This is a genomic window from Bradyrhizobium diazoefficiens, assembly GCF_016612535.1.
In the GTDB taxonomy this organism is placed as follows: domain Bacteria; phylum Pseudomonadota; class Alphaproteobacteria; order Rhizobiales; family Xanthobacteraceae; genus Bradyrhizobium; species Bradyrhizobium diazoefficiens_C.
Genome location: NZ_JAENXS010000002.1, coordinates 2451792 through 2463530 on the forward strand (window position 1 = coordinate 2451792; position 11739 = coordinate 2463530).

The following is an 11739-nucleotide window of genomic DNA, read 5'->3' on the forward strand; positions in this document are numbered from 1 at the left end:
TGCTGATTGCCGCGCTGTTCACGGCTATTCGCTTGACGTCCCCGCAAGAACAGCAGTCGGAATCGCTTCCGCAGTAAGCCGTCACGGCTCCGCCAACGGCAAGACCGCCCTCCCTTCCAGAATATTCCTCACCTCTTTTTTAGGCACGCGTGACTCGTTGTTGAGCATGAGGCCCGGCAGTAATCGCGTCGGCGCCCGCCCGCCTTTGACCGCACGCACCAGCACGCGGATCGCCGGCCGGCTCTCTTCGCCATGAACCGGCAGGATCGACAGGCTGCCGAAGCCGCGTGACAGCGCTGCCAGAACCTCCGCGATCCCATCCGCGCGCCAGATCAGTGTCAGCACACCATTCGATCGGAGGATACGCCGCGCTGCATGCACCCAGGCATGCAGGGTCTCCTCCGTCGCGACATGCGCGGTGTGGCGCGCCTGGTCCGGCGAGCCGCGGTGCCGCGTGGAATCGTTGAAGGGTGGGTTCATCAACACATGATCGACGCTGTCGGGCATGAGCCCATGTGCCGCGAAAGCCTGCGCATCGGCTGTGACGTCGAGCACGATCGTTTCCGCTGCGATCGCATTCGCGGCCGCATTGACGCGCGCGAGTTCGGCCAGGTCCGGATCGATCTCGACGAGGCAAAGATCGAGTCCCGCCACGCGCCGGGCCAGCGCCAGCCCGGCCGTGCCGACGCCGGCGCCGAGATCGGCCACACGATCGCCGGCCCGGGCCTCCGTCGCCGCCGCGAGCAGAATGGCGTCGTGGCCGGCGCGGTGGCCGGATCGCTTCTGCTTGAGGAGCAGCTGCCCGCCGAGAAAGGCATCCTCGGTGATATCTGTGACAACCTCAATCATCGCCGCGCAGTTCGTGGCTGAGCCCGGCCTCGGTCAGGAGTTGCCGGGCCTCGATGGCGTCGTCCTCATGGACCAGGATCCGTCGGGGCAGGACGCCGAGCGAGCCCTCGATGATGCTCATGTTCTGGTCCAGCACCAGATGATGGATGTTGGCGCCGTCAAGCAGTGCGCCGATCGCCGACACCAGCACGATGTCGTTGGTCCGAACCAGTTCACGCAAAACAAGCCTCCCGCCTGAAAGGGTCAAAGCGACAAATGTCAATGGTTCCACAGGCCTTGCCGCATCCCCGTCCAGTTTCTATTGTCTTTCCCATCAGAATAGCCCTTCCGGGGCAAATATTGGAGACCGGCGTGGCCGTCATCGTACCTTTCGAAACTCCCGGCGCGTCGATCGAAGAGCTGGTTGCCCTTGTCGCCGGTGACATGGAGCGCGTCAACGCCACGATCTTATCGCGGACCGGCTCCGACGTGACCATGATCCCGGAGGTCGCCAACCATCTGATTTCCTCTGGCGGCAAGCGGCTGCGGCCGATGCTGACGCTCGCCATGGCCAATTTGGCCGGCTACACCGGCGACGGCCACATCAAGTTGGCTGCCTCCGTCGAGTTCATGCATACCGCCACGCTCCTCCACGACGACGTCGTCGACGAGAGCGAGATGCGCCGCGGCAAGCTGTCGGCGCGCATGCTCTGGGGCAACGAGGCGAGCGTGCTGGTCGGCGACTTCCTGCTGGGACAAGCCTTCCGCATGATGGTCGAGGTCGGCTCGCTGCGCGCGCTCGACATCCTTTCTGCTGCCGCCGCCACCATCGCCGAGGGCGAGGTGATGCAGCTCGCCGCCGCCAAGAACACCGCGACCACCGAGGACGAATATCTCGCCGTGATCCGCGGCAAGACCGCCGAGCTGTTCGCCGCCGCCTGCGAGGTCGGTCCTGTGATCGCCAACCGCCCGAAAGCCGAGCAGACCGCCTGCCGCTCGGTCGGCATGAATCTCGGCATCGCCTTCCAGCTCGTCGACGACGTGCTCGACTATGGCGGCAAGAGCGCCAAACTCGGCAAGAACACCGGCGACGATTTCCGCGAGGGCAAGATCACGCTGCCGGTGGTGCTGGCCTTCCGCCGCGGCAACGACACCGAGCGCGCCTTCTGGATCAAGGCGCTGGAGCGCGGCGAGATCGGCGACAGCGATCTCGACCACGCCATCGGCCTGATGAACAAGCACCGCGCGCTCGAGGACACGCTGAGCCGCGCCCAGCACTACGGTGCCATGGCGGTCGATGCGCTGGCGCTGTTCCCGGCGTCACCGATGAAGAGCGCGCTGGAGCAGGTGGTGGCGTTCTGTTTGGCACGGTCGCATTAAGCTCGCCGCATCAGCGCCGTGCTCGCCCACGACAATGGTGAGATAGCTCACCGCAGCATCAACATCGTCATTGCGAGCGCAGCGAAGCAATCCAGAATCCCTCCGCGGAGACAGCCTGGATTGCTTCGCTGCGCTCGCAATGACGGAGTATGGCGCACGGCCATCGGCTACCAACTCGCTTTCAACTCATAGCGACCGCTCAATTGCGGCTGCAGCTTCGCTGTCCGCGGCTCAAGACATCCGCACCTGCCACCCAATGACTTGCATTTTGCAAGTCACGCGCCTACTTTCCCGCCATGCAGCCCAAATCGCCCTCCATCCTGGAATGCCCGGTCGGCCGTGCCGTGGAGACGGTCGGCGAATGGTGGAGCATTTTGATTCTGCGGGATGCGTTTCAGGGCTCGACGCGGTTCGACGAGTTCGAGCGCAATCTCGGGATTGCGCCGAACATCCTGTCGCGGCGCCTCGCCCATCTCACCAAGACCGGCATGTTCGTCCGCCGCCGCTATCATGAGCGGCCGCCGCGTTACGAATATATGCTGACGGACAAGGCGCGGGATTTCTTCCCCGTGATCGCCACGCTGCTCGCCTGGGGCAACAAGCATCTCGCGCCGAAAGGCGAAGCCGTCCTGCTGGCGAAGCGGGACGATTGTCGGCCGCTCGATCCGGTCGTGGTCGATGCCGCCGATATGCACCCGATCACGCTCGCCAATTCGGTGGTGATCGCGGGCCCCGGCGCCAGCCGCCTGATGCGCCGGCGGCTCAATTCGCTGAAAGCCATGAGCCCGGCCGTCGCGCCGGCTGGAGACTGACATGCGTCGTATCGTCGTGACGGGAATGGGCGCGGTGTCGCCGCTCGGCTGTGGTGTCGAATTGTCCTGGCGCCGGCTGCTCGCCGGTCAAAGCGGGCTGCGCCGGCTGCCGGAATGGGCGCAGGCGCTGCCGGCGCGCATTGCCGGTCTCGTACCCGACAAGGCCGACGACGCGGACGGCGGCTTCGATCCCTCCGAGGCAGCCGCACCAAAAGATCAGCGCAAGATGGACCGCTTCATCCTGTTTGCGCTGCTCGCCACCGCAGAGGCGGTCGCGCAGGCCAGATGGGCACCGCAGGATGCGGCATTGCTGCAGCGGACCGCAACCATCATCGGCTCCGGGGTGGGCGGCTTCCCGGCGATGGCGGAAGCGGTGCGCATCACCGAGCAGCGCGGCCCGCGCCGGCTCTCACCGTTTACGATCCCCTCGTTCCTCGCCAACCTCGCTGCCGGCCACGTCTCGATCAAATACGGTTACAAGGGCGCGCTCGGCACCCCGGTCACGGCGTGCGCTGCCGGCGTGCAGGCGATCGGCGATGCTGCGCGCATGATCCGTGCGGGCGAGGCCGATGTCGCGATCTGCGGCGGCGCGGAGGCCTGCATCGACATCGTCAGCCTCGGCGGCTTCGCAGCCGCACGCGCGTTGTCGAGCGGATTCAACGACGAGCCCGCGCGCGCCTCGCGCCCATTCGATCGCGACCGCGACGGTTTTGTCATGGGCGAAGGCGCCGGCATTCTCGTCATCGAGGAGCTGGAGCATGCGCTGGCGCGCGGCGTCGCGCCGATCGCGGAGATTGTGGGATATGGCACCACTGCGGACGCCTATCACATGACGTCCGGCCCGCCCGACGGCGATGGCGCTCGCCGCGCCATGGAGATCGCGCTGCGGCAGGCGGACCTTGCGCCTGCGGATCTGCAGCACCTCAACGCGCATGCGACATCGACGCCGGCCGGCGACGAGAGCGAGCTCGGCGCCATCGGTGCGCTGTTCGGCCGCAACAAGGCTGTCGCAGTGAGCGCGACCAAATCGGCCACCGGCCATCTGCTCGGCGCTGCCGGTGGCCTGGAGGCGATCTTCACCCTGCTCGCCCTGCGCGACCAGATCGCGCCGCCGACGCTCAATTTCGAAAACCCCGATCCGGGCGCGGAAGGCATCGACATCGTCGCAGGCAGCGCGCGGCCGATGCCGATGCTCAACGCGATCTCCAACGGCTTCGGCTTCGGCGGGGTGAACGCCAGCGCGATCTTCCGCCGGATGGGCTGAACGACAGGCCTCTAAACGAGAAAGTCTCCAAACGAGAAGCCTCCAAACGAGAAGTCTTGCAATCGCGTCGCACTGCGTTACGAAAGCAGGATGATTGATAGGAATTTCTGGCTGTTCCTCGCCGCCGCTCTCGCCATTGCCGCCATTCCCGGTCCCGGCATCTTCTACGTCGCGGCGCGGACCCTGTCGGAGGGCCGCGCGAGCGGCTTTGCCTCGACCGCGGGCACGGCACTGGGCGGCCTGGTCCACGTGGTCGCGGGCAGTCTCGGCATCTCCGCGATCATTCTGGCGAGCGCCGAGCTGTTTGCCGTCATGAAGTTCATCGGCGCGCTTTATCTGGTCTGGCTCGGCGTCAAGACCTTTCGCAGCGCCGGCCGAACGCTGTCACTCGAGAGCGAGCCCGTCGGCGACAAGCGCGCCTTCTGTGACGGCGTGCTGGTCGAGGCGCTGAACCCGAAGACCGCGGCGTTCTTCCTCGCCTTCATTCCGCAATTCCTCGATCCCGCGGGCGCGAGCCCCACGCTGCAATTCATCCTGCTCGGCGCCATGTCGGTGACGCTGAACACGCTCGCCGATGTCGTGGTGGTGCTGATGGCGTCCGCGACGCGCACGCAGCTGATCGGACGGCCGCATCTGATGCAGCGTCTCACCCAAACCTCCGGCGTCTTCATCGCCGGCCTCGGCCTCTCGCTCGCACTGGCGCGGCGGCCGGTGAACGGGTAGCGCAGCGATGCTCGCCCCGCAAAGTCGCCATTACGAGTCCCACGGCCTGCGGCTGCATTATGCCGATTGGGGCAATGCAGGCGCGCCGCCCATCATTTTGGTTCACGGCGGCCGCGATCATTGCCGGAGCTGGGACGCCATTGCCCGCGCGTTGCAGCCGCACTTCCATGTGATCGCGCCCGACTTGCGCGGCCACGGCGATTCCGACTGGACCAAGGGCGGCAGTTACGCACTGACGGAGTATGTCTACGATCTCGCCCAGCTCATCCGAATTATCGCAGCACCTCAAGTGACTCTCATCGGTCATTCGATGGGCGGTATGGTGAGCCTGATCTTCTCGGGGGCATTCCCCGAGCAGGTCACCAAGCTCGTCGTCCTCGACGGTGTGACGATGTTGCCGGATGCGCCGAAAGCGCCGGCGCATGAACGCATCAGCAAATGGGTCGGACAGCTCGACAGACTGCATGACCGCACACCGCGCCGCTATTCGACCCTCGAGGACGCGGCCGCCCAGATGGTGCTTCACAACAAGCGGCTCTCCCGCGAGCTCGCGCTGCACCTCGCAGCGCACGGTGCGCGCCGGAATGAGGATGGCACCTATAGCTGGAAGTTCGATCCCTACCAGCGCGCCTCCGCGCCGCACCGGCTCTGGCCGGACGATCACGTCGCGCTGTGGTCGCGTATCGCATGCCCGACGCTGCTGCTCAACGCCGGCGAAAGTTTTCTCGCCGGCGCCAGGGCAGCCGGCCTGGAGCGCTATTTCCAGCAGGCGCAGATCGAGACCATTGCCGGTGCCGGACACTGGCTGCAGCACGACAAGCCGGAGGAGGTGTTGGGCAAGATCCGGAAGTTTCTGGGGCTTGCTGAGGACGGTGCGGGCTAGTTGAGAACCGTAGCCTGGATGGAGTGTAGCGTAATCCGGGAGACCGCTGGCGCCGAACCATCCCGGATTGCGCTACACTCCATCCGGGCTACGGCAACATCGTCGAGGAAATATCTAGCTCAACGCCCCCGCATGCACCCACCAGCCGGGGTGATCCCTGCGGATCTTCTCCGCGGCGCCGTGCGCCTGCGCGGACGCACCATAGATCGCAAAGCAGGTCGCGCCCGAGCCGGACATCCGTGCCAGCTTGACGCCGGCGGAATCGCGCAAGGCTTCCAGCACGTCACCGATCACAGGCTCGATGCGCATCGCGGGGGCTTCGAGATCGTTGGGCACGGTTTCGAGAACCTCGACCCAGTCGGCGATCGATCCACCCTCCTCCGGCCAAGCCGCGGCTTCAAGGACGTCAGTCGCGCCGACCAGCAGCTCGCCGTTGCGCAAGCCGAGCGCCTGGAACACGTCCTTGGTCGCGACCGGCACGCGCGGATTGACCATCACGCAGGGCATGCTCGGCAACGCCAGCGGCAGCAACTGCTCGCCGACCCCGGTCATGTCGCAGGCGCGCGAGTGCAGGCACACCGGCACGTCGGCGCCGGTCGCAAGCGCGACCTTCTGCAGGCGCGGATCATCGAGCGACAGATTGTTGAGACGGGCAAGCAGCCGTAACCCCGCCGCCGCATCGGCCGAGCCGCCGCCGATACCGGCTGCGACCGGCAAGATCTTGTCGAGCGCGAAAGCGCCGAGCTTCAAATTCGGCACGGCTTCGGCCAAGAGCTCGGCCGCCTTGAACACGAGATTGTCTGATGTGTCGCCGCAGGCGGCCGCGAGCGGCCCCGTGGTGGTCAGCTTCAGCTCGTCACCCGGCTCCAGCGCGAGCCGGTCGGCACAATCGGCGAATGCGACCACGCTTTCCAGATCATGATAGCCGTCGGCGCGACGGCCGATCACGCGAAGGCTCAGATTGACCTTCGCGCGCCCCTCTTCAACTAACGCCGACATTGGCGATCGACCCCCACACGCACTTTCGTTCTCGCGCATGATCTTGTCGGAAAACCGCTAGACACTTTTCCGGATCATGCGCCGGTTCAACCGCCCTTGTCGTCGTCCTTCTTCTTCTCGACCTGTGCCGCCGAGGAGTTGGAATTGTCGTCGGTCATGCCGTTGGCGATCTTGGCCTCGATCTTCGGCAGCTCTTCCGGCTCGGGCTTGAGATCGCGGGCGTGCGCCCACTGGAATTTGGCCTCCAGCGTGCGTCCAACGCGCCAATAGGCGTCGCCCAGATGGTCGTTGATGGTGGGATCCTCGGGCTTGAGGTCGATCGCGCGCTCGAGGTTCTTCACCGCCTCTTCGTAGTTGCCGATGCGGTAATAGGCCCACCCGAGGGAATCGACGATGTAGCCGTCGTCGGGACGCTGCTCGACGGCGCGCTTGATCATCTTCATGCCTTCGTCGAGATTCACGCCCTGGTCGATCCAGGAATAGCCGAGATAGTTCAGGACATGCGGCTGGTCGGGCTGGAGCTCGAGCGCCTTCTTCATGTCGGCTTCAGCCCTGCCCCATTCCTTGGAGCGCTCCTCGCAGATGCCGCGGTAGTAGTACCAGACGCTGTTGGCCTTGTCGTTGCCGGCCGGCAATACGTCGATGCCCCGCGAATAGGTCGCGCCGCAGTCGCCGAACTTCTTGCGGCCGCGCTCGAGATTGCCGAGCGCCATGATGGCTTCGAGATCCTTGGAATCCTCCGATGTCACGCCCTTGAGGATCTTGATCGCCTCGTCGGTGCGGTCGGCGGAATCAAGGTCAATGGCGAGCTGGATCTGCGCGTTGCGTTTCAAGGGCGAGCTCGACGGCACGCGCTCGTAGATCTTGATCGCCATCTGCGGCCGCTTCACCGATTCGTAGAGGTCGGCGAGCGAGAGCAAGGCCAGCGGATGACTGGGCTGAAGATAGAGCGCGAGCTGGAGATAGACCAGCGCCAGATCCTCGCCGCCGCGGCGGGTCAGCGTGGCGCCGATGCCGTAGAGCGCCTCGGCCGCGCCGGCCTGCGCAGAATCGACCAGCGGCGGCAGCTTCTTGCCGGCCTTGGTTTCACGCAGGCCTTCCACGATCAGCGGATGACGGGCGAGCTTCTTGTCGAAGGCTTCATAGATCGCGGTCGCCGAGGCGGCGTCCTTGTTGCGCGACAGCCAGCGCGCATAGGCCTCGGTGACGCGCAGCATGGAATCGTCGAGCTTGTAGGCGCGCTCGAAGCGGACGCCCGCGTCCTTTTCCTTGCCGGCGTTCTCGAGGATCATGCCGGCGTGCAGGTCCTTGAACAGCGGATACCATTCCGGGCCGGCCAGCTTGTCGATGGTGGCAACCGCACCCTTGGCATCGCCGGCACCATAGGCGGCCCAGCCGGACAGCAGCGTCGCGACGAGATCGGTGATCGGCCCGCGAACCGACTGGCTGATGTTGCTCTGCGCGCTCGGATATTTCTTCAGCTTCAAATCATGCACGCCGACCACGAGGCGCGCGACACGATTGGTCTTGTCGATGGTGAGGATGCGCTCGGCAAGCTTGACCGCTTCCTCGATGTCGCCATCGTCGACCGAGGAGATGAAGGCGCGGTCGAGTAGCTCGTTGTTCTTGGGATCGGTCCGCAGCGCGGAGCGGTAGAAGGCGGCGGCGGAGGTCGCGTCGCGCTCGACGCTGGCGTGACGGGCGGCGAGATAGCTGCCGGCGGTGGTGAGCGACTTCAGATCGTTTCGGCTCGGAAATTGCGCCGCCGTGTCGGCCGGATGATCCGGCGTCTGCGCCAGCACCGCGCCGGGGACCGCCACGATCGCAGAGCCGGCAAGGGCGATGGCAGCAGCAGTCCAGCGGTTGAAACGATTTGAAAACATCAGGGCTCGCCTTGAGTTGGTAGTGCCTGGGTTTGGACCAAAAGGCCGTCTCGCACGCGAACGCGGCCGGCGACATCGGGACCCGGAACCGTCGGTCCGGACAATGCCGCTTTTGGCGCTTCACCGCAAGGATTCGGGCCGAGCGATCCCCTCCGCACGCCCCAAATCGGCCAAGTGACCGGTCAAGAGCGCCCCAAGACGCCGCTACTATGGCCTTATCGTGGCCGCAGCCACCCGTGGTGCTCCCGGGGGCACCCGTCGTGCTCCCGTTCTCACGCGAACGTGCGCTACATCACCTTCGGACCCATTTGGTCGCCTGGCGCACCCTTACATCGCCTCGTAGTTCGGTCCGCCGCCGCCTTCCGGGGGAACCCAGGTGATGTTGCCGTTGGGATCCTTCACGTCGCAGGTTTTGCAGTGGACGCAGTTCTGGGCGTTGATCTGGTAGCGCGGGCTCGCGCCCTCGTCGACCCACTCATAGACGCCGGCCGGGCAGTAGCGGTTCGAGGGACCGGCGAAGACATCGTGCTCGGAGGTCTTCTGCAGGTTCATGTCAGCGACCCTGAGATGAACCGGCTGATCTTCCTCATGGTTGGTGTTGGACAGGAACACCGAGGACAGCTTGTCAAAGGTGATCTTGCCGTCCGGTTTGGGATAGTTCCTCGGCGCGTGCTGCTTGGCCGGATCGAGCGTGGCGCGATCGGGCTTGGCATGCGCCTGCGTGCCGAACAGCGAGGTGCCAAACAGGGTGTTGCACCACATGTCAAAGCCGCCGAGCGCGACGCCGAGCACGGTGCCGAACTTCGACCACAGCGGCTTGACGTTGCGGACCAGGAACAGATCCTTGCCGACCGACGAGGAACGCCAGGCGTCCTCGTAGTCGATGATCTCGTCATTGGCGCGACCGGCAGCAAGCGCGGCTGCGACATGCTCGGCAGCTAACATGCCGGTACCCATCGCATTGTGCACGCCCTTGATGCGGGGCACGTTGACGAAGCCGGCCGCGCAGCCGACCAGCGCACCGCCAGGGAAGGTCAGCTTCGGCACCGACTGATAGCCGCCCTCGGTGATGGCACGCGCGCCATAGGCGAGCCGCTTGGCGCCTTCGAAGGTGCCGCGGATCGAGGCATGGGTCTTGAAGCGCTGGAATTCATCGAACGGTGACAGGTACGGGTCGTCATAGTTGAGGTGCACGACGAAGCCCACGGCGACCAGGTTGTCGTCATAGTGATAGAGGAACGAGCCGCCGCCGGTCTTCAGATCGAGTGGCCAGCCGAAGGAATGCTGGATCATGCCCCTCTGGTGCTTGGCGGGATCGATCTGCCAGACTTCCTTCAGGCCGATGCCGAACTTCGCCGGCTCGCTGTTGGCATCGAGGGCAAACTTCGCGATCAGCTGCTTGGTCAGGCTGCCGCGTGCGCCTTCGGCGAACAGCGTGTACTTGCCGAGCAATTCCATGCCGCGGGTAAAGGAGTCCTTCGGCTTGCCGTCCCGGCCGATGCCCATGTCGCCGGTGGCGATGCCTTTCACCGCGCCCCGCTCGTCATAGAGCACTTCGGCTGCAGCAAAGCCCGGATAGATCTCGACGCCGAGCGCCTCTGCCTTGCGACCCAGCCAGCGGCAGACATTGCCGAGCGAACCGATGTAGCAATGATGGTTGTGCATCAGCGGCGGCGTGATGAAATTCGGCAGTTTGATCGCACCCCCGGACGTCATCCAGTAGAAGCGATCGTCCTTGACCTGCGTCTTCAGCGGGCAGTCCGAATCCTCACGCCAATCCGGGATCAGCTTGTCGAGCCCAGCCGGGTCGATCACGGCGCCAGAGAGAATGTGCGCACCAACCTCGGAGCCCTTCTCCACCACAACGACGTTGAGATCGGCATTGATCTGCTTCAGCCGGATCGCCGCCGCCAGGCCCGAGGGACCGGCGCCAACGACGACGACGTCGAATTCCATGGATTCGCGCGGGGGAAGTTCTTCGGTGCTCATCTGATCTCAGCCCTTGAGACGGTTCCTTGTCATTTGCGCCCCCTTGTTTCCGATTTTTCCGGGTAGGACAACCACGGAAATGCGTTCCGCTGGGATGCAAGGCGCCCGAAACTGATATAAAAGCCTGACTTTCCAAATGATCCCCGAACCCGCCCCCACCGTCCGAGAGCTGCTCGCCTTCTATCTGGAGGCCGGTATCGATTGTGCGCTCGCCGAGGAACCAGTCGACCGCCTGGCGGAATTGGACGCCCCGCAGCCCGCCCCGCGCGCGGCGCCGCCGGTGGAAACACCGCGGCCTGTCGCAGCACCTGCGGTGATGCGCGGCGAGGCCACCCCCGCGCCTGACGTCGCCATCGTCTCGGCGCGCGAGGCCGCGCGCACTGCGCCGACGTTGGAGGCCTTGCGCGAGCTGATGCAGAGCTTCGAGGGCTGCGCGCTCAAACACACCGCGACGCGGCTGGTGTTCGCCGACGGCAATCCGCAAGCGCGCATCATGTTCGTCGGCGAGGCGCCGGGCCGCGACGAGGACATCGAGGGGCTGCCCTTCGTCGGGCGCAGCGGCAAGCTGCTCGATTTGATGATAGGCGCCATCGGCCTGAACCGCACCACGGCCTACATCACCAACGTGATTCCCTGGCGACCGCCCGGTAACCGCACCCCGACACCGCAGGAGACGCAGATCTGCCTGCCCTTCATCCAGCGCCATATCGAGCTCGTGAACCCCGACGTGCTGGTGACGCTCGGTAATCCCTCGACGCAAACACTGCTCTCGACCCGCGAGGGCATCATGCGGACGCGCGGGCGTTGGTTCGACTACGACACGGGCGGGCGCACCATCCGCGCGCTGCCGACCTTCCACCCGGCCTATCTCCTGCGCTCGCCATCCTACAAGCGCCTGGCCTGGCAGGATCTGCGGGCAATCGCGAAGGTGCTGGCGGGCGGGTAAGGGCGGAACGCACCCTGCTCGTCATTGCGACG

The 11739-nt window shown here is 65.3% G+C and carries 11 protein-coding genes; 6 read left to right on the top strand and 5 right to left on the bottom strand.

Annotated features, from left to right (window positions below; all coding sequences use genetic code 11):
- Nucleotides 1–81 precede the first annotated feature (81 nt).
- On the bottom strand, nt 82–849 hold the full coding sequence (locus JJE66_RS28350; protein WP_200517742.1) for a tRNA1(Val) (adenine(37)-N6)-methyltransferase: 768 nt from the start codon (nt 847–849) through the stop codon (nt 82–84).
- Nucleotides 842–1069 (bottom strand): DUF2007 domain-containing protein, encoded by a 228-nt coding sequence (locus JJE66_RS28355; RefSeq protein WP_027529147.1) that lies wholly within the window; start codon nt 1067–1069, stop codon nt 842–844. Before JJE66_RS28355 ends, JJE66_RS28350 begins: the two co-directional genes overlap by 8 nt.
- A 131-nt stretch (nt 1070–1200) precedes the next feature.
- Here JJE66_RS28355 and JJE66_RS28360 point away from each other — a divergent pair, with 131 nt between their 5' ends.
- From JJE66_RS28360 to JJE66_RS28380, 5 genes are all read left to right on the top strand, one after another.
- Nucleotides 1201–2208 (top strand): polyprenyl synthetase family protein, encoded by a 1008-nt coding sequence (locus tag JJE66_RS28360; RefSeq protein WP_200517743.1) that lies wholly within the window; start codon nt 1201–1203, stop codon nt 2206–2208.
- Nucleotides 2209–2504: 296 nt separating this feature from the next.
- Complete coding sequence (locus JJE66_RS28365) at nt 2505–3020, top strand: helix-turn-helix domain-containing protein (RefSeq protein ID WP_200517744.1); 516 nt, start codon at nt 2505–2507, stop codon at nt 3018–3020.
- Between the two features lies 1 nt (nt 3021).
- Nucleotides 3022–4284 carry a beta-ketoacyl-ACP synthase II gene (gene fabF / locus JJE66_RS28370; RefSeq protein ID WP_200517745.1) on the top strand — a complete coding sequence of 421 codons (1263 nt, stop codon included), beginning with the start codon at nt 3022–3024 and terminating at the stop codon, nt 4282–4284.
- Nucleotides 4285–4374: 90 nt separating this feature from the next.
- Nucleotides 4375–5007 carry a LysE family translocator gene (locus JJE66_RS28375; RefSeq protein WP_200517746.1) on the top strand — a complete coding sequence of 211 codons (633 nt, stop codon included), beginning with the start codon at nt 4375–4377 and terminating at the stop codon, nt 5005–5007.
- A gap of 7 nt (nt 5008–5014) precedes the next feature.
- A complete protein-coding gene (locus tag JJE66_RS28380; RefSeq protein WP_200517747.1) occupies nt 5015–5890 on the top strand; it encodes an alpha/beta fold hydrolase in 876 nt (291 codons plus the stop codon).
- A 114-nt stretch (nt 5891–6004) separates the two neighbouring features.
- On the opposite strand, the gene JJE66_RS28385 is transcribed toward JJE66_RS28380, so the two are convergent.
- From JJE66_RS28385 to JJE66_RS28395, 3 genes are all read right to left on the bottom strand, one after another.
- A complete protein-coding gene (locus tag JJE66_RS28385) occupies nt 6005–6889 on the bottom strand; it encodes a 4-(cytidine 5'-diphospho)-2-C-methyl-D-erythritol kinase (RefSeq protein ID WP_200517748.1) in 885 nt (294 codons plus the stop codon).
- 86 nt (nt 6890–6975) lie between these two features.
- The gene (locus tag JJE66_RS28390) at nt 6976–8772 is read right to left on the bottom strand and encodes a tetratricopeptide repeat protein (protein WP_200517749.1); all 1797 of its coding nucleotides are present in this window, start codon (nt 8770–8772) and stop codon (nt 6976–6978) included.
- A gap of 327 nt (nt 8773–9099) precedes the next feature.
- Nucleotides 9100–10761 (bottom strand): electron transfer flavoprotein-ubiquinone oxidoreductase, encoded by a 1662-nt coding sequence (locus JJE66_RS28395; RefSeq protein ID WP_200517750.1) that lies wholly within the window; start codon nt 10759–10761, stop codon nt 9100–9102.
- Between the two features lie 136 nt (nt 10762–10897).
- Here JJE66_RS28395 and JJE66_RS28400 point away from each other — a divergent pair, with 136 nt between their 5' ends.
- Nucleotides 10898–11707 (top strand): uracil-DNA glycosylase family protein, encoded by an 810-nt coding sequence (locus tag JJE66_RS28400; protein WP_200517751.1) that lies wholly within the window; start codon nt 10898–10900, stop codon nt 11705–11707.
- Nucleotides 11708–11739: the final 32 nt, after the last annotated feature.

What these genes read in the sequence shown, in the direction of transcription:
- JJE66_RS28350 (WP_200517742.1), bottom strand. Translation starts at nt 849, where the DNA reads ATGATTGAGGTTGTCACAGATATCACCGAGGATGCCTTTCTCGGCGGG.
- JJE66_RS28365 (WP_200517744.1), top strand. Translation starts at nt 2,505, where the DNA reads ATGCAGCCCAAATCGCCCTCCATCCTGGAATGCCCGGTCGGCCGTGCC.
- fabF (WP_200517745.1), top strand. Translation starts at nt 3,022, where the DNA reads ATGCGTCGTATCGTCGTGACGGGAATGGGCGCGGTGTCGCCGCTCGGC.
- JJE66_RS28375 (WP_200517746.1), top strand. Translation starts at nt 4,375, where the DNA reads ATGATTGATAGGAATTTCTGGCTGTTCCTCGCCGCCGCTCTCGCCATT.
- JJE66_RS28380 (WP_200517747.1), top strand. Translation starts at nt 5,015, where the DNA reads ATGCTCGCCCCGCAAAGTCGCCATTACGAGTCCCACGGCCTGCGGCTG.
- JJE66_RS28385 (WP_200517748.1), bottom strand. Translation starts at nt 6,889, where the DNA reads ATGTCGGCGTTAGTTGAAGAGGGGCGCGCGAAGGTCAATCTGAGCCTT.
- JJE66_RS28390 (WP_200517749.1), bottom strand. Translation starts at nt 8,772, where the DNA reads ATGTTTTCAAATCGTTTCAACCGCTGGACTGCTGCTGCCATCGCCCTT.
- JJE66_RS28395 (WP_200517750.1), bottom strand. Translation starts at nt 10,761, where the DNA reads ATGAGCACCGAAGAACTTCCCCCGCGCGAATCCATGGAATTCGACGTC.
- JJE66_RS28400 (WP_200517751.1), top strand. Translation starts at nt 10,898, where the DNA reads ATGATCCCCGAACCCGCCCCCACCGTCCGAGAGCTGCTCGCCTTCTAT.